Here is a 20,684-nt window from a genome sequence, read left to right as displayed (position 1 = left end):
CCCCACTCCACACCCCCCCCCCCCCCGCCGGCCGGGCCCGGCGCGGGTCCGCTCGCCGTGCTGCCCTTGGTCGCCGGACGTGCTGGCCCGGGGGCGTGGGAGAGCCGCCCGGGTGCGGGGGCGGGCGCCGCGCGAGCCGGAGGGCCGCCCGGCTGTGCGGGAGGGCCGCCCGGTGCGTGGCCCGGGTGGCCCTCCCGCGTGTGGTCATCCGGCCGGGGCGTATACGGCCGGCGCCGGGGGCAGGTCGATGCCGTGGGCGAAGAGCGCGGCACGGACCCGGTTGTCCACTCCGATCTTGCAATAGATATTGCTGACATACGCCTTCACCGTCGAGGCCGTGAGCCCCAGCCGGTCGCTGATCTCCACGTTTGTCAGACCGCCGCCGATCAACGCCAGAATTTCGCGCTCACGCAGGGTCAGAAACGCGGGCACCGGCTTCTCCTTTCGGCCTGGTTTCGGGCCCCGCATGAACGAGCACCACAGCATCGCCAGCGGCAGCACCGCCGCGCCCGCGGCCATGGCGTGCACCGCGTGGGACAGCGCCCGGGGGTCCACCTCCTCGGGGAAGAAACCCGAGACGCCGGGCGGCAGCGGCTGGGGCCGCTGCGCCATGTTGTCGGGGTCCCCGATCAACGCGACCGGCGCGCACCGCAGTTCCCGTCCTCCCAGGACGGTGAGCAGCCGGTCCAGTTCGGGCAGCCCGGCGGCGGCGAGAACGCTCGTCCGCGGCCGGTCCCGCACGGCGGCGATACCCGCTTCGGCGGACGAGCACATGGTGACGGCGAATTCCCCTTTTTCGGTCAATGCCTGTTCAAGGCCCCTGCGAATCCATGGATGGTGATGAATGACGGTGACGTGGTCCATGGTCAATCCCCCTGAGTACTGCAACAAGCCGTGGTCGGGAGAGAACTTACCTCACGTAATCAGCCATGCCCCAGAGCAAGTTGGGCGGGAATCGGGCCCGGAACAGATGTGGTCCAGACCTGATAACTCGGAATCGTCCCGTGCGTCACCCTATCGACCGGCTTGTCCGGTGCACCAACCAAAGGAGGCGAGCGATCGGCAGTGTGCACGGGCGGCCCGAACGGCCAGGATCAAGCCGTCCCGGAGGCATTGCCCCCGGGGGAGTGCCCGCCCCGCTCCAATCGGGGCGGGCACCTGCTCGATCGTATCGATCCCATCGAAAGGAACGACAGGTGCTCACTGCCCTGCGCGAGACGCCGCTGCGTCTTGCCACCCAGGCCCAGATCCTCGCCACCAGCGCCCCCCAGGCCCTGGCCCAGCACGCCTCCATGGCGCTGGCCAAGGCCAAGGGCACCGAGGACGAGCCGCGCTTCCTCGCGCACCGCGTCTGGCAGATCGTGCTGATCATCGCCATCGCCGTCGTCCTGGTCGCCGGCGTCGTGTCCTACGCCCTGGTCGCCTACCAGTGCGTGAGCCGCGGCTACGACCGCGTCAAGTGGAGCGGCCCGAACGGCTGGCGCGTCTGGGAGTTCAAGATCATCTGCGAGAAGTACTAAGCAGGTGCCGGCCCGCCCCGCGTAGCCCGCGTGGGGCGGGCCGCCCATCCCTCGTCATTCCTCGGCACACAACCTCTTGGACCCAGCGTGAAGAAGATCGTCAAGTCCGCCCTCCTGGCGCTCCTCGGTGGGGCCGGTCTGAGCCTGGCGGCCCTGGTGCTGTCCATGATGTACGCGATGTCCCGGGACGGATCGGTCAGCGTGCCCGGCCTCATCGAGTACGTGCAGACGGACGCCCAGCTGAGCCTGCAGCCCTCCGCGTACTTCCCGCTCGTCATCGCCGCGCTGGCCGCCGCATGCTTCCCCGTCGCGTACCTCGCGCTGTCCAGGAAGCGGGGGTGACGACCGTGCCACCCGCTGACTCCGTCCACTCCCAGAGCGTTTCCGAGGAGATCTCCGACGTGGGGGCCGAGGAGGTCTCCGGGAAGGGCTCCGACGAGGGCTTCGAGAACGTTCCCGTCGCCGACATCCCGCTCGCCCTCGACGGTCTGAGCAAGCGGTTCGGCGGCCGCCACGCCCTCCGCGACGTGACCGTGACCATGCCCCCCGGCGCCGTGTGCGGACTCGTCGGCGCCAACGGAGCCGGCAAGTCCACTCTGCTGCGCTGCGTCATCGGACTGACCGAACCGAGCGCCGGCGACGGCCGGGTCTTCGGGGAGAAGCTCGGCACCGACCAGGCGAAGCGCCTGGTGTCGTACGCGCCCGACGAACTGCCCATGCCCGACATGCTCACCGGACACGAGTACCTGGGCCTGATCGCCGGCCTCGAGGACCGCCCCCGTGAGCTGGTCCGCGACGCCGAGCGGCTGGCCGCGATCTTCGGCATCGACGGCGCCCTCACCAAGCTCGTCGGCTCGTACAGCCACGGCATGAAGCGACGTCTGCAGTTCTCCGGCGCCTTCAGCAGCGACGCCCCGCTGCTCATCCTCGACGAGCCCTTCTCGGGCCTCGACGTCGAGGGCTCCGTGCTCCTGCGGCTCGCCCTGCGCACCTGGACGCGGTCCGGACGGTCCGCGCTGGTGACCATCCACGACCTGCACACGGCCGAGCGCGAATGCGACTTCATCATGGTGCTCTCCGAGGGCCGGCTCGTCGCCCGGGGAACTCCGCGTTCCATCAGCGAGGCGGCCGGGACGGCCTCGCTCGAAGCCGCGGTGCTGCGGCTCAGCGGACTCGAGAACGTCTCCGAGACCGCCGACGACGTCTTCGCCGAGCTCCTGGGGCCGGGCTCATGACGGCCCTGGCTCCCGCCGGCACGCGCGAGGCCGACCCGGTGTCCTCGCGCCGCTCCGACCGGCGATTCCCCGGGCCCTGGGGCCGGCCCTCGCACCGGCGGTCCCTCCGGCCCTCCCTCGCCATCGCCGGTGCGACCGCGCGGTCCCTGCGCAACACCGTGCGCCAGATGCTGCGGCGCTCACCGGTCATCACGTCGGCCGTCCTGCTGGCCCTGATCGTGTTCGGGCTCGCCATGGTCGCCTTCCAGGTCCAGGCGCTGGCCCCGCTGGTCCACGAGCAGACCCTCACGGCGCTCCAGGACCGTCAGCTGAAGGAGGTCAACCGGGCGGCGCTCGCCGGAATGGCGGCCGCGGCCTCGGGGGCCACGCTGATCCTGGACATCCTCGGCCTCCAGCCCGCGGGCGTCCGCGTCCTCGCCGTCTCCAAGGGAGTCGGCCGCTGGAACCGGGCCCTGGGCGAGCTGATCCCGCCGTACGTCACGGCGATGACGGTGGCCTCCTTCCTGGTCGGCCCCGTCACCGTGCTGTCCCTCACCCGGGTGCAGGCCACCGGCGGCACCGGCTTCTGGCTCGCGCTGGGCGTGGCCCTGCTGTTCACGGCGCTCACCGCGCTGGTCGCCACCGTCACCACGCTCGCCGTCCAGGCCCTGACCGCGCTGGTCATGCGGTCCTCGAACGACGCCCTCGGCGTGAAGTCCGTCAGCGCCTCGCTCTGCGGAGTCCTCCTCATCACCGGCGTCGGCCTGGTCCTCGCCGGCCGCACGTCGGGCCTGTACGTGCTGTGCCCGCCGCTGGCGGTGACCGGAGGAGTGCCCGAGACCCCGTCCGGAGTCCTGGCGGCGGTGCTCGCCTCCCTCGTCTGGGGCCTGCTCTGCGCGTACGTCCTCTCCTTCGCCGGCACGACCGCCCGCAACAGCGAGAGCGGCGCCCCGTGGCAGCTGCGCTTCATCCGGCTGCCGGGAAGCGGCGCCCAGACGGAGGCGCGCCGGCTGCTGCGCGACCCCCTCTACATCTCCGCCACGTCCGTCTCCCTCGCCGCCGCGGCGGCCGTCGCGGTCCTGTACCACGTCGGCTATCTCCAGGACGCCACGGCCTCGCTGCTCCTGCTCGCCCTCTGCGGGATCTCCTCCCTGATCACGGGCCTGGCCCCGTTCCGGCTCGCCGGCAACGCCTGGATCCACGCCATCCACCCCCGCGGCTTCGCCCGCTGGGGCCGGCAGAACGCCTTCGGGGCGGTCGCCGCCGGTCTGCTCACCGTCGTCGCCGTACGCGTCGTCAGCCTGGTGCCCTTCGAGGCGGGACGGGACGTGGTCATCGTCTCCATGGCGCTCGCCGGAAGCGCGCTGAGCGTGCTGTACGGGCTGGCCACGGTGACCGCCGACTTCGCGGAGAAGCGGGTGACGCTGCTGGTCAGCGGACTGCTGAGCGGAGCGACCCTGGGGGTGCTGTTCTGGCTCGCCTCCTCCGTCGACGCGCTGTCGACCGCCGCGGCGACCGCGGCCTTCTGGCTGCTCGTGTCGGCGGCGGCCCTGTGCGCCGTCCAGCAGGTGATGCGGATCAAGGACCGTGACTTCGCGCGGACGGCGGAGCGGTGATGCTGCTGCGCCTGGCCCTGGTCGCCGTCGTCCACGGACGCCGGCCCCTGGCCTGGCTGGCCCTGGCGACCGGGCTGATGCTGGCGCTCGTCTGGCCGGCGGGCTGGCCGATCCGGCTCCTGGTGCTCGCGGGCTTCGCCGCCGTCCCGCTGAGCGTCGTCCTGCACGAGTACGGCCACGCGCGGACGGCGCTGCTCCTCGGGGCCCGCGAGCTGCGGGCCGAGTGGCAGGGCGGTTCCATGGCGGTCTCGCACGAGGACCTGGGGGCGGCGCGGAACCTCGTGGTGGCACTGGGCGGGCCCGTGGCCTCGGGCCTGGCCGGCGGGGGCATGCTCACCGTCGGCCTGACGTACGGATGGCATCCCCTCGCCCTGCTCGGCGCGATCGTCGCCTTCCCCGCCAGCACCCTGATCCCGCCCGGCCACGACGGCCGCACGCTCTGGCGCCAGGCCCGGGAATGGCGCGCGACCGGCCGGTCGGGCGACCGGCGGCCCGCCGTCTGAGGGCGCCGGGGCTCAGGAGGCGCCCAGGAGGCCGATGAAGAGGATCAGGTCGGCGACCACCGCCAGCGGGGCCGTGACCGCGAACAGGGCCCGGCGGGAGGTGTAGCGGGTACGGCGGGGCAGGGACCAGGCGGCGATCAGCAGAGCCAGAGGAACGAGCAGGCCGACCAGGAAGACGGGGAACGCCACGTCGAAGGCGGCGTCGAAGCGCTCGGCCTCCGCCTTGCCGCAGGAGTCGCAGGACATGGGTGAGAAGACTGCGAAGACGAAGGCGAAGAAGCCGACGGGCAGGGTGAGCAGGGTCGAGAACAGCGGGGCGATCCAGGTGCCGGAGGCGCGGGTCTCGGAGGCGGTGCCGGGGGCGTTCGTCTGCATGGGGACAGTTCAGCCCGCACCGGGCCGGGGCGGATGAGTACCCGGACTCAGCCCGCCCCGGCCGCTGTGCTCAGCTCATCACGACGTCACGACGTCACGACGTCGGTACGTCAGTACGTCAGTGCGTCACGGCCTCAGTACGTCAGGATCGCCGGGTCCGTCACGCCCGGCGCCCCCGTTTCCACGTGGCCCGCGAGGCGGCGGAGGTAGTCCGCGTTCGACGCGGCCGTGATCGTCACGTCGTACCAGCGGGCGGAGGCCGAGAGGGCGACCGTGTGCGTGGTCGTCGCGCCCTGCGGGACCGGGACGGTCGCGGGCGTGCCGCCGTAGGCGTTGGTGATCGTCACCGTCGTGGACGGGCCCGCGTTGGTGAAGGTCAGGTCCAGCGCGCCCGTCGTCGCGTTGTGGCGGGCCCTGACCTCCGGGACCGCCGTCTTGCCGGGGGAGCGGAAGCGGCGGAGGAAGCCGTTGGGGCCGTGGACCGTGAGGTCGGTGAGGCCCTTGCTGTACTTGGTGTTCCAGGTGTCCGAGAGGGACTTGGCGGCTTCGGTCGTGTACGTCCACGGGGCGTCCGTGCGGTTCGCGGACGTGACGTAGAACTGCGCGCCGGCCGTCGGGCCGCCGCTGAAGGTGAGGCGGAAGGTGCCGGCGGTCGTGTCGGCGGCGCCGTCGACGTAGGGGGCGTAGGCCAGGGGACGGGTGGGCTTGGAGCCGGGCTCCTGGCGGGGCATGGTGCCGACGGCCGGCGCGGTCGCCAGGAAGTCCGGGTGGCGGTTGCGGTCCGGCGGGTAGTACGCGTCGGTCGGGGGCAGCGCGGCCGGCTGGGTCTGGGTGCGCGTGAAGTCGAAGGCCGAGGTCAGGTCGCCGCACACGGCCCGGCGCCACGGCGAGATCTGCGGCTCGCGGACGCCGAAGCGGTTCTCCATGAAGCGGATGATCGACGTGTGGTCGAAGGTCTCGGAGCAGGTGTAGCCGCCGGTGGACCAGGGCGAGACGACGATCATGGGGACGCGCGGGCCGAGGCCGTACGGGCCGGCGACGTAGCCGGTCTTGCCCGGGAAGTAGTCGAGCGTGGTCGGGGTCGTGGAGAGGCCCTGGGACGCCGAGCCCGGGGCGTACGGCGGGACCACGTGGTCGAAGAAGCCGTCGTTCTCGTCGTACGTGACGAACAGGGCGGTACGGGCCCACACGTCCGGGTTCGAGGTCAGCGCGTCCAGGACCTGCGCGATGTACCAGGCGCCGAAGTTGGAGGGCCAGTTGGCGTGCTCCGAGAAGGCCTCGGGCGCGGCGATCCAGGAGATCTGGGGCAGCGTGCCGGCCTGTACGTCGGCGCGCAGCCGGTCGAAGTAGCCCTCGCCGTTCTTGTTGTCCGTGCCCGTGCGCGCCTTGTCGTAGAGCGGGTTGCCGGGCTGGGCGTTGCGGTAGGTGTTGAAGTAGAGGAGCGAGTTGTCGCCGTAGTTGCCGCGGAAGGCGTCGTTGATCCAGCCCCACGAGCCGGCGGCGTTCAGGCCGTCGCCGATGTCCTGGTAGACCTTCCAGGAGATCCCGGCCGCCTCCAGGCGCTCGGGGTAGGTCTTCCAGCCGTAGCCCGCCTCGGCGTTGTTGAGGACGGGGCCGCCGCCCGTGCCGTCGTTGCCGGTGTGACCGGTCCACATGTAGTAGCGGTTGGGGTCGGTCGCGCCGATGAACGAGCAGTGGTACGCGTCGCAGACGGTGAAGGCGTCCGCGAGGGCGTAGTGGAAGGGGATGTCCTCACGGGTGAGGTACGCCATGGTGGCCTTGGTCTTGGCGGGGATCCACTGGTCGTACTTGCCGCCGTTGTAGGCCTTCTGGCCGCCCGCCCAGTCGTGGTTGAGGCCCTGGAGGTACTCCATGCCGAGGTTGTCGCTGGTGGGCCGGAAGGGCAGGGTGACCTTGTTGCCGTCCGACTGGTTCCAGACGGACTTGCCGCTGGGCAGCGTGACCGGACGCGGGTCGCCGAAGCCCCGTACGCCCTTCATCGCGCCGAAATAGTGGTCGAAGGAACGATTCTCCTGCATCAGGACCACAATGTGCTCGATGTCCTGGATCGTGCCGGTCGTGCCCTGCGCCGGTATGGACGCGGCGCGGGCGATGCTGTTCGACAGCATGCTGAACGCGGCGGTGCCGCCCGCCAGTTGCAGGAACCGGCGGCGATTGAGGTCGGCCATGGGGGAGTCTTCCTCCGGGATGCGAGCGGACGGGTGGGTGCGGGTGCGGAGCCGGCGGGGCCGGCGGCGAGCGCCCCAAGGACAGCGCTCGTGAACCACCGCCCGGCGGCCGTCCCATGACTGCCCGTCGTACGCGAGGCGAATCCCCGGTGCTCGAACGTGAAAATCCACCACGGGTGAACGTGAATACTCACAAGCGAACGCCCCTCCCTGGGCGGATGCCGGGAGGGGCGGACGATTGTCAACAGAAGTCCACTGTCTGGGCGGGTCGTTGACCGGGTCGGCCGACGGTTACTCGACGACGAGCTCGACCTTGATGTTGCCGCGGGTCGCCTTCGAGTACGGGCAGAAGGCGTGGGTCTTCTCCAGGAGGGTCCGGCCCGCCTCGCCCTGGAGGTGGTCCGGGAACTCGGCGCGCATCACGACCGCGAGGCCGAAGCCGCCGTCGGCCGCGTCCTTGCCGATGGAGACCTCGGCGGTGACGGAGGCCTCGGAGACGTCGATCTTCTCCTGGCGGGCCACCACGCCCATGGCGCTCGCGAAGCAGGCCGCGTAGCCGGCGGCGAACAGCTGCTCCGGGTTGGTGCCCTGACCGTTGCCGCCGAGGGCCACCGGGTGGGCGAGGGGGAGGTCGAGGTGGCCGTCGGAGCTGACGGCGCGGCCCTCGCGGCCGTTGGCGGTGGCGACTGCGGTGTAGATCGCGTCCATGGTTTCTTCCGTTCCTCTCCGAGGGGGCGGGGTGGGCTGGGTGCTGCCGTGCTTCATTTGTAGCGTGCCATTAAATTGTGCACAACTTAATTGGGTGTGATGCGCGTCTCCCGTACCCTGGACCCATGGACCGACCCACCGACCCCGGCGAGGACTTCCTCCGGCTGGACAACCAGATCTGCTTCTCCCTGCACGCCGCCACCCGCGCCTTCAACGGCGTCTACCGCGGCGCGCTCAAGGAGCTCGGCCTCACCTACCCGCAGTACCTGGTGATGCTGGTCCTGTGGGAGCACGGCGAGCTGCCCGTCAAGGGCATCGGCGAGCGGCTGCGGCTGGACTCCGGCACCCTGTCGCCACTGCTCAAGCGCCTTGAGGCGGCCGGCTACGTCGAGCGCCGGCGCAGCCCCGAGGACGAGCGGTCCGTCACCGTCCGCGTCACCGGCGACGGCGCCGCGCTCCGGGAGAAGGCCCTCGGCGTGCCGCGCGGCATCGCCGCCGCGACGGGGCTCGACCTGGCCGAGATCCAGGAGCTGCGGGACCGGCTGCACGCCCTCGCCGCCCGCCTCGACGCGGTCGAACCCGGCGCTCTGGACTGCCGCTGACGCCGGAGGCGGCGTCGAGGGGGACGTCACGGGGGCGGTGACGGAAAGTGGCCGGAACTCGCCCGCATGCGCTGCGCCGCTGATGCCGCGCCGGTGGCGGACGACACGCACCCGCCACCGGCGGCCTGCCTACGGCCCCGGCCCGCGGCCCCCGGCCCCCGGCGGCCGGCCCCCGCCCCCGGCCCGCAGCCCCCGCGCCCCGGCCCCCGGTCCGCCCTAGCGGGCGGCCAGGGCCTCCAGGGCCGGGACCGTCTGCGCCGGGGTGGGCAGGGCGGAGTTCTCCGCCCGCAGGCGGGCGGCGGCCTCGCGCAGCGCGGGTTCGGTGACGAGGCGGGTGAGGAGTGCGCTGTCGACGCCCTCGGCGGTGGAGCGCAGGGCGGCGCCGGTCGCGGTGAGGGCGTCGGCGTTGGTGAAGTGGTCGGCGCCCTGCGGCAGGAGCAGCTGGGGCAGGCCGGCCTGGAGCGCGGTGAGCATCGTGCCGGAACCGCCGTGGTGGATCAGCGCGTCGGAGGTCGTCAGCAGCTCGGCGAGCGGGACCCAGGGCAGCGGGCGGACGTTGTCCGGAAGGGTGCCCAGCGGGGTGAGGTCGGCGTCGCCGACGGCGAGCAGGAACTCGGCGTCCACCGAGGCGGCGGCCTCCATCAGCCGGACGATGGCGTTGACGCCGTCCATTTCGGTGAGCACGGTGCCCAGGGTGACGACGACGCGCGGCCGGGTGCCGCGGCGCAGCAGCCCGGCGGGGACGGTGCCGCCGCCGTTGTACGGGACGTAGCGCATCCGCAGGCTCCCCGGGTCGCCGCCGAGTGAGGTGGGGATGATGTCCAGCGCCGTGGCCGCGGCGGGGCCGGGCACGCCGTGCGTCTCGTACGCCTCGGTGAAGTGGCCGGCGAGCCGGCGGACCATGTCGAGGCCGGAGGTGACCCCGAAGTTCTGGATCACCGACGGGATCTTGAGCTTGGCGGCGACCAGCGGGGCGGCGGCCTGGAAGGAGTCGTGGACCAGCAGGTCGGCGCCCCAGCCGTCGGCCGCCTCCAGGAGGCCGTCGAGCGTCGGGCGGGAGACGAACGCGAAGGCGCGGGCTGCCCTGTCGAGGATCTGATCCGAGGTCAGCTCGGGTGTGACATAGCGCGCCTCCCCGCCCATGGCCTCCTGGAACACCTCCCGGATGTCGCGGCCGTCCCCGATCTCGACGATCGGGAAACCGGCCTCGCGGAGCCGGTCCAGCGGCTGCGAGCTCGCGAACAGCACCTCGTGGCCGGCCGCGCGCAGCGCCTGCGCGGTCGGGATCATCGGGAAGAGGTGGCCGGCCGCGGCCGGTCCGGTGAAGAGTACGCGCACGGTTTCTCCTTGCCATGGTCTGCCGGAGGAGGGCGGGCCGTACCGGATCGCCCCCCTGTCCGGCGAACCCGCGCGAGGTCGTCGGGTGTTCCGGCGGGGATCGATATCCGGACGTCTCGCATCCCGGGCATCCCCGGCATCCCGGCATCCCGCATTCGTGCACGCGTCGCCGGCCGAGGCCGGGTCCGAGCCGAAATTGTAAGGAGCCACGGCCCGAAGCGCTCCTATACTCGGGTCATGCCCGACATCACCCTGCGGCGCGCCACCGCCGCCGACGCCAAGCGGCTCACCCGGCTCGTCCGCACCTCTTCCGCCTATGCGGGCGAGTACGCGCCCATGGTCGACGGCTACCAGGTGGGCGGCTCGTACATCGAGCACCACCCCGTCCACGTGGCCGTCGACGCCGACGGTCACGTGCTCGGCTTCTACGCCCTCCTCATCGAGGAGGGCGAGCTCGACCTCGCCTTCGTCGCCGACCGCGCCCAGGGCCTCGGCATCGGCCGGATGCTCATCGAGCACATGATCGGCGAGGGCCGCGCCGCCGGTCTCGACGCGATACGGGTGGTCGCCCACCCGCCCGCCGAGGAGTTCTACCTCCGCACCGGCGCCCGCCGCACCGGGACCGTCCAGCCCACCGGACGCATCCACTGGGCACGCCCGGAACTGCGCTACGACCTCACGGCCGACGCCGCGTGAGCGCCCCCGCCGCCTCCGACACCGAGCCCGTGAAGCGCCGGCTCCTCGCCGACATCACCCCGCTCCGCACCTCCGCCGACTACCGCCGCCTCTGGTTCGGCAACAGCGTCACCTGGATCGGGCAGGGCATGACGACGCTCGCCATCTCCCTCCAGGTCTACGACATCACCCGCTCGCCGTTCGCCGTCGGGCTCGTCGGACTCTTCACCCTCGTCCCGCTGGTCGTCTTCGGCCTGTACGGCGGGGCCATCGCCGACACCGTCGACCGCCGCAAGCTCGGCCTGGCCAGCTCCACCGGTCTCGCCGTGCTGTCCGCCGCCCTGGCCGTCGCCGCGTTCGCCGGCTTCCACCGGGTCTGGTTCCTCTACGGGATCGTCGCCCTGCAGGCGGTCTGCGCCGCGCTCAACGCGCCCGCCCGCAGCTCGATGATCCCGCGCCTGCTGCCCGCCGAGCAGCTGCGCGCCGCCAACGCGCTCAACTCCATGACCACCACCTTCGGCACGCTCGTCGGACCCAGCCTCGGCGGCGTCGTCGTCGGCCTGGCCGGCTACCAGACCGCGTACCTCATCGACGCGATCGCCTTCTCCGCCTCCCTCTACGCGATGTGGCGGCTGCCGTCGATGCTGCCGGAACGCACCGGCACCAAGCGCGCCTCCGTCCTCGACGGGCTGCGCTTCCTCGCCACCCGCCCCAATCTGCGCATGACGTTCTTCTCCGACTTCTGCGCGATGATCCTGGCCCACCCGCGGGCACTGTTCCCGGCCGTCGCCGTGCTCTGGTACGGCGGTGACGCCAAGACCACCGGACTCCTGGTCGCGGCACCGGCGTTCGGCGCGCTGCTCGGCGGGGTGCTCTCCGGCTGGCAGGGCCGGATCCGCCACCACGGGCAGGCGATCCTGCTCTCCGTCGCCGCCTGGGGCACCGCGATCGCCCTCTTCGGCCTCACCCGGAACCTCTGGCTGGGCCTGCTGCTGCTCGCCCTCGCCGGCTACTCCGACACCGTCTCGATGATCTTCCGGAACACGATGATGCAGGTCGCGGCGCCCGACGAGATGCGCGGCCGGCTCCAGGGCGTGTTCATCGTGGTCGTCGTGGGCGGACCGCGGCTCGGCGACTTCCTGGCGGGCTCGGTGGCCGACCTCACCTCGCCGGCCGTCGCCATCACCGGCGGCGGACTCGCCTGCGTCCTCGCGATCGGCCTGCTCTCCCTCTACGGGAAGGGATTCCGCCGCTACGACGCCCACAACCCGACCGCCGGAGCCGGCGGCCGGCCGCCACGGCACACCACCGCCAGGCCATGTGTGCCGCGGCGGCTCCGTCGTCCAGAGATCATCCGAGCGGTGGGCGCGAACGGACGGACGCTCCCGCCGAACGGGTCATCCTGACTCCCGCCAGCGCGCGCGCACTTGCTGCTGTCCCATGCCGAGGTCAGGCTCCGACATGAGCAACCCCGCTCGTCAGGAGGTTTTCATGCGCAAGCTCATCGCCACGGCAGCCCTGGCCGCCGCTGTCGTCCTCACCGGCTCCGGCACGGCACTCGCCCACGGCTGGGAGGGCACCGACAGCGACGCCCCGAGCGTGACCGTGGTGGACAACACGGTCGTCGTCTGCGGCGACTTCAGCCTCTGCCAGGGCGACGGCTCCTGAGCCACGCGCCGTGCGACAGGGGAGGCCCCCTCGGCCGGTCAGGCCGAGGGGGCCTCCTCGTGCCCGACGACGCCCCGCACCACCCCGAGGTCCACGAGGTCCTGGGGGCGCAGGCGGAGCCGGTCGGCGGTGGCCGGGACCTCCGAGGGCGGGCGTTTGAGGATCTGGGCGGCGAGTTCGGGCGCGATGACGGAGAAGTAGGCGTCCGGTGTCACCCAGGTGTTGCCGGGTGCGGCGAGGGCGAGGGCACCGCCCGAGCCGCCCTCGCCGACGAGCAGCGAGGTGACCGGGGTGCGGGCCTCGGCGATGGCCGTGAAGGCCTCCGCGATGGCCGGTCCCGCGCCCGCCCGCTCGGCCTCGGCGTCGTTGGCCGCGCCGGGCGTGTCGATCAGCGTCAGGACCGGGATCCCGAGCCGGTCCGCGAGCCGCACCAGGCGCGCCACGGTCCGGAACCCGGCGGGCCGGGTCGCCCCGCCGAGCTGCGCGGCGTACGCCACCACCCGCCCGTCGTGCACACCGAACCCGCACTCCACCCCGGCGTCCACGCCACCGGCCCGGTCCCCGCCGACCGCCGCCCGCACCTCGAAGTACGCGTCCAGATAGGCCCCGGCCCGGGGCCGCCGCCCGTCCCTCGCCTGCCGTACGGCGTCCCACCCGCTGCCGGGCAGCCGCAGGCCGCCGAGGGCGCGGGGCGGGGGAGCGGGACGGTCGGAGGAGGGGCCGGGGGTCAGCAGGCGCAGCCACAGCGACAGCGCCTCGCGCAGGCGGTCCGGCGGGACGACCGCGTCCACGTGACCGTGGCGGAGCTGGTCCTCCGCCGTGTAGGCGACGGGGTCGGCGTGCGCCGGGCGGACCCGGGAGCCCGCGAAGGCGACCTGCGCGGCCGGCAGGGCCAGGACGACGTCGGCGCCGGCGCCGACCGTGGCCCAGCCGCCGCCGGTGGACGGGTCGCGCAGCACCGTCACGTGCGGCACGCCCGCGGCGCGCAGGCGGACCGCGGCGGCGGCGACGCGCTGGAGCTGGGTGAGGGCGATCATGCCCTCCTGCATGCGGCTGCCGCCGGTCGCGACCAGCGACACCAGCGGCAGCCGCCGCGCGGCGGCCTCCGCGTACGCGGCGACCAGCCGGTCGCCGGCCGCGCGTCCCAGCGAGCCGCCGAGGAAACCGAACTCGAAGACGGCCAGGACGCACGGCCGCCCGCCGACCGTCGCCGTCCCGTACAGGACCGACTCGTCCTCGCCGGTGCGTGCGGCGGCCCGGGCCCGGGAGGCGTCGTAGTCCGGCCAGCCGAGCGGGTCGAGCCGGCCCGGCGGCGCGGCCACCGCCTCGAAGTCGTCCGTCACCAGGGCGACCGCCTCCCGGGCGGTGAGCCGCTCAGGCACGGCCGGTCCCGGGCAGCGCCTTCTTCAGGACCTTGCCCATGTCGTTCCGGGGCAGCGCCGCCAGGTAGCGGACCTCGCGGGGGCGCTTGTGCGGGGCGAGGAGCGAGGCGACGTGGTCCGCGAGCTCGGCGGGCCCCGGGGGGCCGGCCGGGTCGGCCGGCACCACCCACGCGACGATCCGCTCGCCCAGGTCCGGGTCGGCCTCGCCGGTGACGGCGGCCTCGCGGACCCCGGGGTGGTCGAGCAGGGCGTTCTCGATCTCACCGGCGCCGATCTTGTAGCCGCCGCTCTTGATGAGGTCGGTCGCCTTGCGGCCCACGATCCGTACGTATCCGTCGGGTTCCCGTACCGCCATGTCGCCGGTGCGGAACCAGCCGTCCTCGGTGAAGGCGGCCGCCGTGGCGTCCGGGCGGTTGAGGTACGCGGTGAACAGGTTCGGGCCCCGCACCTGGATCTCGCCGACCGTCTCGCCGTCGTACGCCGCCGCGCCGAGGACCGAGCCGTCCTCGTCCGCGAGCCGCAGCCCGACGCCGCCGAGCGGCAGGCCGACCGAGCCGGGGCGCGGGTCGGAGCCGGGGTCGGCGCCCACGGAACACAGCATCAGCGTCTCGGTCATGCCGTAGCGCTCGACGACCGTCCGGCCGGTCGCCGCCCGGATCCGCTCGTGGTCGTGCACGGGGAGCGCCGCCGAGCCGGAGACGAGCAGCCGGGCCTCCGTCAGGGACCGGACGAGCGCCGGGTCGTGGGGGAGTGCCTCCGCGAGCCGGTGGTACATGGTCGGCACGCCGAACAGCATGGTGCCGCCGCCGTCCCCCAGCTCCTTAGCGACGCCTTCGACGGAGAAGCCGCCCAGGTGCCGCAGCTCGCCGCCGCGCCGCAGCGGGCCGAGGACGCCGAGGACGAGGCCGTGGACGTGGAACAGCGGCAGCCCGTGCACGAGGACGTCCTCGTCCGTCCAGGCCCAGGCGTCGGCGAGCGCGTCGAGGGAGGCGGCGATCGCGCGGCGGGACAGGACCACGCCCTTCGGCGGGCCGGTCGTCCCGGAGGTGTAGACGATCAGGGCGGGGGTCTCGGGGTCGCTCGGCTCGTCCGCGAGGGGCCCGGCCGCGCGGACGTCCACGTCGGTCCGGGGCACCGCGGCGAGACCCGCCGGAAGCTCGTCCCCGGCGCCCGCGAGGAGCGTGCCGGGCGCGCTGTCCGCGAGGATGTGGGCCAGTTCGCGTTCTCCGACGCGGGGGTTGAGCGGGACCGCCGGTACGCCCGCGAGCAGCGCGGCGACGACGGCGACGGCGGTCTCCGCCGTCGGGGTGGCCCAGACGGCGACCCGCCCGGCGGCCGGCAGCCGGGGGGCCAGGGCTCCGGCGGCGCGCGCCAGTTCCTCGTACGTCAGGGTGTCGGCGCCGAAGCGCAGGGCGGGCCGGTCGGATCGGGCCTTCAGGGCCGGGAACAGGGCGCTCATGGGCGCATTCTGCCCACCCGTCAGGTGCGGCGTGCTGCGACCTTGCTCACTTCGGGGGCGGGCGTGTCCGCCTCCGGCCGGACGTTCCGCATCCGTCCGTACGCGTACACGCAGCCCGCGAGCGCGAGGTCGGACAGGAGCATGAAGCCGATCGAGTACGAGTCCTTGGCGCTGTAGATCGCGCCCATGACCAGCGGCGGGACGAAGCCGCCGAGGCCGCCCGTCGCGCCGACGATGCCGGTGACGCTGCCGACCTGCGCCTGCGGGGTGACCTGGGAGACCAGGGCGAAGACCGAACCGCTCGCGGTGCCGAGGCCGGCGGCCATGACGAGCAGGGCGGTCGTGCCGCCCGGGTTCAGCGGCGGGTCGAAGGCCTGGACGACGGCGAACAGGGCGACGACGCCGAGCGCGACGGCGGTCACCACGGCCGGGTGGATCCGGTCCGAGAGCCAGCCGCCGACCGGCCGGAAGACGACGGTCACCAGGGCGAATCCGGCGGCCTTGGTGCCCGCGTCGGTCGGGTCGAGCTCGTACCAGGTCTTCAGGTACGTCGGCAGGTAGACGCCGAAGGCGACGATGCCGCCGAAGCCGATCGCGTACAGCGCGGACAGCTCCCACGTGACCCGCAGCCGCCCGGCCCGGCCGAGGCGGTGGGCGAGGGACGCGGACGGGACGGGCCGGTCGGGGCGGTCGGTGATGAGCAGGGCGGCGAGCACGGCGTACGCGGCGAGGGCGATCGCCACGACGACGAACGGCAGGTTCTCGCCGTGCTTGGCGATGCGCGGGGTGAAGTAGCCGGAGAGCGCCACACCGCCCATGCCCATGCCGAAGACGCCGAGCGCGAAGCCGCGCCTGGCGGGCGGGAACCAGGAGTTGACGAGCGGGATCCCGATGGCGAACGTCGTGCCGCCGAGGCCGAGCAGGAAGGCCACGACGAGCATCAGCCCGTAGCTGTCCTTGACGACGATCAGGAGCAGTACGGGCACGACGGTGAGGGCCGACACGGCGGGGAACATCAGCTTGGCGCCGTACCGGTCCGTGAGCGCGCCGGCCGGGATGCGGCCGAGCGAGCCGACGAGCACCGGGATGGCGACGAGCAGCGACTGCTGGAACGAGCTGAGCGAGAGCCGGTCCCCGTACCAGCTGCCGAGCGGGGCGATCAGGTCCCACGCCCAGAAGGTGAGCGTGAAGCCGACGGTGGCCAGGAGGAGGTTGCGGTAGGCGGCCGTGGGGATCTTCGTCTCCGGGGCGGCGGGCTTCGCTGCGATGTCCACGTCCCCAGTCAAGATCGGGGGCGGCGCGGTTGCGCGCGGGACTACTCCGTACGGGAGGGGCGGCTCGGGGCGGTGGGGGCGGGGACACGGCGGAGTGCCGGGGACACGGCGCAATGGCGGAGGACGGGGGCTCCGCGCGGGCGCAGGGACGCGGCCGAGACAGCGCCTCGGCTCCGGCGCGTACGCGACAGTGCCTCGGCTCAGGGCCAGGTCACCGTCGCCGGCGGGGTGCCGTCGTCCTCGACGCGCAGCCGCAGGCCCGTCTCGTCGGCGGTCACCTCCACCGTCACCGCGCCGATGCCGGGGCGTCGGTGGGCCGAGGCGAGCGCGCCGCGCAGGGCGGCGAGCAGCCGGTCGGCCGAGGCCTCGTCGGCGAGGGTGTCGACGGCGCCGGAGAAGTGCACGGACGGCTGGAAGCCGAGCAGCGCCGCCGCCCCGCCGGTCTCGCGCAGCACCCGGCCGCGGAAGGAGGCCGGGGCGTCGGCGGGCGGCTGCTGGAGCGCGAAGATGGTCGTACGGACCTCCTGGATCGTGGAGTCCAGTTCGTCGACGGCCCGGCCGAGCAGCGTGTCGACCTCCTGCACCGCCGCCCGGCGCCGGGTCGACTCCAGCATCATCTCGGTGGCGAAGAGGCGTTGGACGACCAGGTCGTGCAGGTCGCGGGCGATCCGGTCGCGGTCCTCGTAGACGGCGAGCTGCTCGCGGTCGTGCTGGGCGTCGGCGAGGACCAGGGCGAGCGCGGCCTGCGAGGCGAACTGGGAGGCGAGCAGCCGGTCGACCGCGGTGTACGGGCGGTCGCCGCGCCGCCGCGGCAGCGCGAGGGTGCCGATGAGCTTCCCGCCGCTCTGCAGCGGCAGCATCATCGAGGGCCCGAAGCGGCTGCGTACGTGGGTGGTCATCCGGGGATCCGTCGCCGAGTCCTCGACGAACACCGGCTCGCCGCCGAGCAGCTGGACCAGGACGGGGGAGCCGGGCGCGATCGTGGTGCCGACGAGGTCGCCCGGGTCGTCGGGCGTGGAGGCGGCGACGATCTCCATGCCGCCCTCCTCGGTGGGCTGGAGCACCACGCCGGCCGAGGCGTCGGCGAGCAGCCGGGCCCGCTCGGCGACGGTCGTCAGGGCGTCCTCGGCGGGCCTGCCGGTGAGGAGCGCGGTGGTCACGGCCGCGGCTCCCTCGATCCAGCGCTCGCGCTGACGGGCCGTCTCGTAGAGGCGGGCGTTGCCGATGGCGATGCCGGCCTGGGAGGCGAGGACGCGGAGGAGGGCCAGGTCCTCCTCGGTGAAGGGGCCGGCGTGTTTGTCGGTGAGGTAGAGGTTGCCGAACACCTCGGTGTGGACGCGGATGGGCACGCCGAGGAAGGAGCGCATCGCGGGGTGGCCTTCGGGCACGCCGGAGGAGCGCGGGTCGGCGGTCAGGTCGTCGAGCCGGAGCGGCTGCGGGTCCTGGACGAGGACGCCGAGGAGCCCGGTGTGGCCGTCGGGGAGGCGGCCGATCCGGGCCCGCTGCTCGTCGGTCATGCCGGAGGTGAACAGCTCGGTGATCCGGCGGCGCTCGGGGTCGACGACCCCGAGCGCACCGTAGCGGGCGCCGGTCAGCGCGGTGGCGCTCTCCACGAGGTGCTGGAGGGTGGCCCGCAGTTCGAGCTCGCTGCCGACGGCGAGGACGGCCTCCAGGAGCATCGGCAGACGGGGCTCCGGGCCGTCGTCGCCCGTCCCGTCGCCCGCTTCGTCCATGATCGGCACGGGTCCATTGTCGTACAAAACACCCGACTCCGTGGTCAGTCCTCCGCGGTCAGTCCTCTGCGGTCAGTCCTTCGCGGTCAGTCCTCCTCGGATCGCGCGTCCTCGGCCAGCGGGTCGAGCACGAGCGGCTGGATCCGGCCCTCCAGCATCGCGCCGAGACCGAGCACGGCGCACACGTCGGGCCGCTCGGCGATGTGCACGGGCATGCCGGTCGCCTCGCGCAGCATCTGGTCGAGGCCGGGGAGCAGGGCGCTGCCGCCGACCATCATGATGCCGCGGTCGGCGAGGTCGGCCACGAGGTCGGGCGGGCAGTCACGGAGCACCTTGCCGATGCCGTCGAGGACGGCGGTGAGCGGGGTCTGGATGGCCTCGCGTACGGCGGCGGTGTCGACGGTCACCGAGCGGGCGAGGCCGGTGGCCACGTCACGGCCGTGGATCTCGGTGAAGGTGGGGCCCTGGACCGTCAGGCCGTTGCCGTGCAGGGCCACTTGAAGGGGCCGCACCGACTGGCTGGGCAGCATCAGCTCGTGCTGGTGGCGCAGGTGCTGGATGACGGCGTGGTCGATGGCGTCGCCGCCGACGGGCATGCGCTCGGCGGTGACGATCGCGCCGAGCGAGAGGACGGCGACCTGGGTGGTGGCCGCGCCGCACACCATGATCATGGTGGCGGTCGGCTGCTCGACCGGGAGTCCGCAGCCCACGGCCGCCGCGATCAGGGTGTCGACCAGCTCCACCCGGCGGGCGCCGAGGCCGACGAGGGTCTCGACGGCGGCGCGCTGGGCGAGCGGGTCGCTGTCGTGCGGGGTGCAGGCGGCGGCGCGCAGCCGGGGCTTGCGGCGCAGCTGGCGGCGGAGCTTGTCACCGAGGAGGTGACGGAGCATCCGCTGGGCCATCTCGATGTCGACGACGGTGCCGCCGGACACCGGGCGGACCACCCGGATGTAGTCGGGGGTGCGGCCGGTCATCTTCTCGGCGAGCGCGCCGACGGCGATGAGCGCGCCGGTGCGGGTGTTGACGGCGGCGACGGACGGCTCGTCGACGACGAGTCCGGCGCCCTTGACGAAGACGCGGGTGCGGGCGGCGCCCAGGTCGACGGCGACATGGCAGCGGCGCAGCTGCTCAAGGCTGACGGTCACGGCGGTCCTCCGGAGTGCGGTGCTGGCACGGGTGAGGCGGCGCGCGGGGCGCGGTCCTTGTTCGCATCGTCCTGCCGCACCGCACGGGGCGCGCGCTGAGCTGAGCCGCCCGGGGGTGACTACCACTGACGGAACGTCAGGCTGGGGGCAGGGCTTCACGCGGGGTGGAGCGTGCGCGCCGGGCGGGGGCGGGTCGGCCGTGCGGGGCGCCGACGCCCGCTGACCAGCCGATCTGTCCCCGGTCCCGCCCCCCCCGCCCTGTGACCAGCCAGCCCGGCAGGCGGTGGAGCAGGCGGGCCGTCAGGTCGGTCTCGGTGTGCCGCCGGCTTCCCGGGGGTTCAGGGGCGGAACGGTGCGCTGGAGCAGGCCCCAGGCGAACTCCGCCGCCAACCGTTCGCCGTCCGGCACGGTGAAGTCGAGGCGGGCGAGGGCCGGGCCCACGCCCTCGCGGGGTTCGACGTCGCGGAAGGCCCGCCAGACCTCGTCGATCGTGCAGTGCCAGGGGCGCAGGTCCCCGGCGGTGCGCAGCCGCGGTGCGGGCGCGCCGGGCGCACGGGTCAGGGTGCGGGACCAGACGGCGCGGCCCGGGCCGACGAGCACGGTGAACCGCAGGTCCGGCCAGAGCGGCACCGGCCACAGCCAGGCCTCGCTCCCGCCGCGCACCGCCTGCCGCGCCTCCGGCTCGCCGAGGGCCTGCCGGTAGCGGTCGAGCTCGCCCCGGCCGCTCCGCGCATGCGCCCACGCCTGCCAGCGTTTGTTGGCCTCGCGCATCTCGGTGCGGCCCGCGCCGAGTTCGCGCAGGGCCTCGTCGACAAGCCCGGCCTGATGGTCCGCCATCCGGCGGAGCAGGACGAGCTGGAACTCGTACGGCCCGAAGGGGGCGGAAATCCGGGCGGCAGGGGTCATGCGCCCATCCTGCCCGAAGGGGGAGATTCGCGGCGGCACGCCGACGACCTGCGGTTTCCTCACAGGATCCTCACGTTCGCGTCTATCAGCGGAGTCCCCGGGCCGCATAGCCTGCGGGCGCCATGGACTACTGCCACCAGTGCCGACGGCATCTCAACGGCGCCCTGGCCTGTGCGGGCTGCGGGACACCCGCCGAGGAGCTGCGGTACTTCGCTCCCCCCACGTCCTTCCGGCCGCCCGCGGCGGCACCGGCACCGGCACCTGCACCGGAACCGACGGACACCCCGTCGTCCGCCGTGCCGGAGTCCGGTCCGGACCTCGGTCCGGAGTTCAGTTACGAACTGGACCCGCTCGAGACGCCCCGCCCGGCCGAGGGG

At 73.6% G+C, this 20,684-nt stretch carries 20 protein-coding genes and 1 pseudogene; 10 read left to right on the top strand and 11 right to left on the bottom strand.

What is annotated here, in order from left to right:
* Positions 1 to 204 precede the first annotated feature (204 nt).
* A complete protein-coding gene (locus tag ACFWJO_RS35260) occupies positions 205 to 864 on the bottom strand; it encodes a response regulator transcription factor (RefSeq protein WP_384415664.1) in 660 nt (219 codons plus the stop codon).
* Positions 865 to 1,196: 332 nt separating this feature from the next.
* Between ACFWJO_RS35260 and ACFWJO_RS35255 the strand changes: the two genes are divergently transcribed.
* The 5 genes from ACFWJO_RS35255 to ACFWJO_RS35235 all read left to right on the top strand — a co-directional run bounded on the left by ACFWJO_RS35255 (position 1,197) and on the right by ACFWJO_RS35235 (position 4,853).
* A complete protein-coding gene (locus tag ACFWJO_RS35255; RefSeq protein ID WP_384415668.1) occupies positions 1,197 to 1,520 on the top strand; it encodes a hypothetical protein in 324 nt (107 codons plus the stop codon).
* A gap of 87 nt (positions 1,521 to 1,607) precedes the next feature.
* Positions 1,608 to 1,862, top strand: coding sequence for a hypothetical protein (locus ACFWJO_RS35250; RefSeq protein WP_386871937.1), 255 nt, complete (start codon positions 1,608 to 1,610; stop codon positions 1,860 to 1,862).
* Entirely contained in the window at positions 1,859 to 2,755 is an 897-nt protein-coding gene (locus ACFWJO_RS35245) for an ABC transporter ATP-binding protein (protein ID WP_386871935.1), read from the top strand. The genes ACFWJO_RS35250 and ACFWJO_RS35245 overlap by 4 nt, the downstream gene beginning before the upstream one ends.
* The gene (locus ACFWJO_RS35240; protein WP_386871933.1) at positions 2,752 to 4,350 is read left to right on the top strand and encodes a hypothetical protein; all 1,599 of its coding nucleotides are present in this window, start codon (positions 2,752 to 2,754) and stop codon (positions 4,348 to 4,350) included. Before ACFWJO_RS35245 ends, ACFWJO_RS35240 begins: the two co-directional genes overlap by 4 nt.
* Positions 4,350 to 4,853, top strand: a complete 504-nt coding sequence (locus ACFWJO_RS35235; RefSeq protein ID WP_386871931.1) for a hypothetical protein — start codon at positions 4,350 to 4,352, stop codon at positions 4,851 to 4,853. Before ACFWJO_RS35240 ends, ACFWJO_RS35235 begins: the two co-directional genes overlap by 1 nt.
* 12 nt (positions 4,854 to 4,865) lie before the next feature.
* On the opposite strand, the gene ACFWJO_RS35230 is transcribed toward ACFWJO_RS35235, so the two are convergent.
* The 3 genes from ACFWJO_RS35230 to ACFWJO_RS35220 form a co-directional block, all read right to left on the bottom strand.
* Positions 4,866 to 5,228: a hypothetical protein gene (locus ACFWJO_RS35230; RefSeq protein ID WP_386871929.1), complete on the bottom strand. Its 363-nt coding sequence runs from the start codon at positions 5,226 to 5,228 to the stop codon at positions 4,866 to 4,868.
* Positions 5,229 to 5,362: 134 nt separating this feature from the next.
* Positions 5,363 to 7,417, bottom strand: coding sequence for a phosphocholine-specific phospholipase C (locus tag ACFWJO_RS35225; RefSeq protein ID WP_386871928.1), 2,055 nt, complete (start codon positions 7,415 to 7,417; stop codon positions 5,363 to 5,365).
* Between the two features lie 291 nt (positions 7,418 to 7,708).
* Positions 7,709 to 8,125: an organic hydroperoxide resistance protein gene (locus ACFWJO_RS35220; protein ID WP_386871926.1), complete on the bottom strand. Its 417-nt coding sequence runs from the start codon at positions 8,123 to 8,125 to the stop codon at positions 7,709 to 7,711.
* Between the two features lie 125 nt (positions 8,126 to 8,250).
* Here ACFWJO_RS35220 and ACFWJO_RS35215 point away from each other — a divergent pair, with 125 nt between their 5' ends.
* On the top strand, positions 8,251 to 8,727 hold the full coding sequence (locus ACFWJO_RS35215; protein WP_385692218.1) for a MarR family winged helix-turn-helix transcriptional regulator: 477 nt from the start codon (positions 8,251 to 8,253) through the stop codon (positions 8,725 to 8,727).
* 216 nt (positions 8,728 to 8,943) lie between these two features.
* Here ACFWJO_RS35215 and ACFWJO_RS35210 read toward each other — a convergent pair whose 3' ends face one another.
* Complete coding sequence (locus ACFWJO_RS35210) at positions 8,944 to 10,065, bottom strand: nucleotide disphospho-sugar-binding domain-containing protein (RefSeq protein WP_386871925.1); 1,122 nt, start codon at positions 10,063 to 10,065, stop codon at positions 8,944 to 8,946.
* A gap of 237 nt (positions 10,066 to 10,302) precedes the next feature.
* On the opposite strand from ACFWJO_RS35210, the gene ACFWJO_RS35205 reads away from it, so the two are divergent.
* The 3 genes from ACFWJO_RS35205 (at position 10,303) to ACFWJO_RS35195 (ending at position 12,408) form a co-directional block, all read left to right on the top strand.
* The gene (locus ACFWJO_RS35205) at positions 10,303 to 10,761 is read left to right on the top strand and encodes a GNAT family N-acetyltransferase (protein WP_386871923.1); all 459 of its coding nucleotides are present in this window, start codon (positions 10,303 to 10,305) and stop codon (positions 10,759 to 10,761) included.
* Complete coding sequence (locus tag ACFWJO_RS35200) at positions 10,758 to 12,146, top strand: MFS transporter (protein WP_386871922.1); 1,389 nt, start codon at positions 10,758 to 10,760, stop codon at positions 12,144 to 12,146. The genes ACFWJO_RS35205 and ACFWJO_RS35200 overlap by 4 nt, the downstream gene beginning before the upstream one ends.
* 85 nt (positions 12,147 to 12,231) lie before the next feature.
* Positions 12,232 to 12,408 (top strand): hypothetical protein, encoded by a 177-nt coding sequence (locus ACFWJO_RS35195; RefSeq protein WP_386871920.1) that lies wholly within the window; start codon positions 12,232 to 12,234, stop codon positions 12,406 to 12,408.
* A gap of 38 nt (positions 12,409 to 12,446) precedes the next feature.
* Here the strand turns inward: ACFWJO_RS35195 and ACFWJO_RS35190 are convergent, their stop codons facing one another.
* The 6 genes from ACFWJO_RS35190 to ACFWJO_RS35165 all read right to left on the bottom strand — a co-directional run bounded on the left by ACFWJO_RS35190 (position 12,447) and on the right by ACFWJO_RS35165 (position 20,307).
* Entirely contained in the window at positions 12,447 to 13,790 is a 1,344-nt protein-coding gene (locus ACFWJO_RS35190; protein WP_386871918.1) for a carboxyl transferase domain-containing protein, read from the bottom strand.
* Positions 13,783 to 15,249 carry an acyl-CoA synthetase gene (locus ACFWJO_RS35185; RefSeq protein ID WP_386871916.1) on the bottom strand — a complete coding sequence of 489 codons (1,467 nt, stop codon included), beginning with the start codon at positions 15,247 to 15,249 and terminating at the stop codon, positions 13,783 to 13,785. Before ACFWJO_RS35185 ends, ACFWJO_RS35190 begins: the two co-directional genes overlap by 8 nt.
* 20 nt (positions 15,250 to 15,269) lie before the next feature.
* The gene (locus tag ACFWJO_RS35180; RefSeq protein WP_386871959.1) at positions 15,270 to 16,517 is read right to left on the bottom strand and encodes a nitrate/nitrite transporter; all 1,248 of its coding nucleotides are present in this window, start codon (positions 16,515 to 16,517) and stop codon (positions 15,270 to 15,272) included.
* A gap of 206 nt (positions 16,518 to 16,723) precedes the next feature.
* Positions 16,724 to 18,256: a GAF domain-containing protein gene (locus ACFWJO_RS35175; RefSeq protein ID WP_386871957.1), complete on the bottom strand. Its 1,533-nt coding sequence runs from the start codon at positions 18,254 to 18,256 to the stop codon at positions 16,724 to 16,726.
* An 86-nt stretch (positions 18,257 to 18,342) separates the two neighbouring features.
* The gene (locus ACFWJO_RS35170) at positions 18,343 to 19,401 is read right to left on the bottom strand and encodes a rod shape-determining protein (RefSeq protein ID WP_386871914.1); all 1,059 of its coding nucleotides are present in this window, start codon (positions 19,399 to 19,401) and stop codon (positions 18,343 to 18,345) included.
* Positions 19,402 to 19,701: 300 nt separating this feature from the next.
* On the bottom strand, positions 19,702 to 20,307 hold the full coding sequence (locus ACFWJO_RS35165; RefSeq protein WP_386871912.1) for a hypothetical protein: 606 nt from the start codon (positions 20,305 to 20,307) through the stop codon (positions 19,702 to 19,704).
* Positions 20,308 to 20,429: 122 nt separating this feature from the next.
* On the opposite strand from ACFWJO_RS35165, the pseudogene ACFWJO_RS35160 reads away from it, so the two are divergent.
* Positions 20,430 to 20,684 (top strand): annotated as a pseudogene (locus ACFWJO_RS35160) (hypothetical protein); the annotation flags it as partial.

Origin of the sequence: Streptomyces sp. NPDC127092, assembly GCF_042722475.1 — a bacterium.
GTDB lineage: Bacteria > Actinomycetota > Actinomycetes > Streptomycetales > Streptomycetaceae > Streptomyces.
Note: the sequence above shows the minus strand (reverse complement) of the source record. Positions and strands in the feature narration are given on the sequence as shown.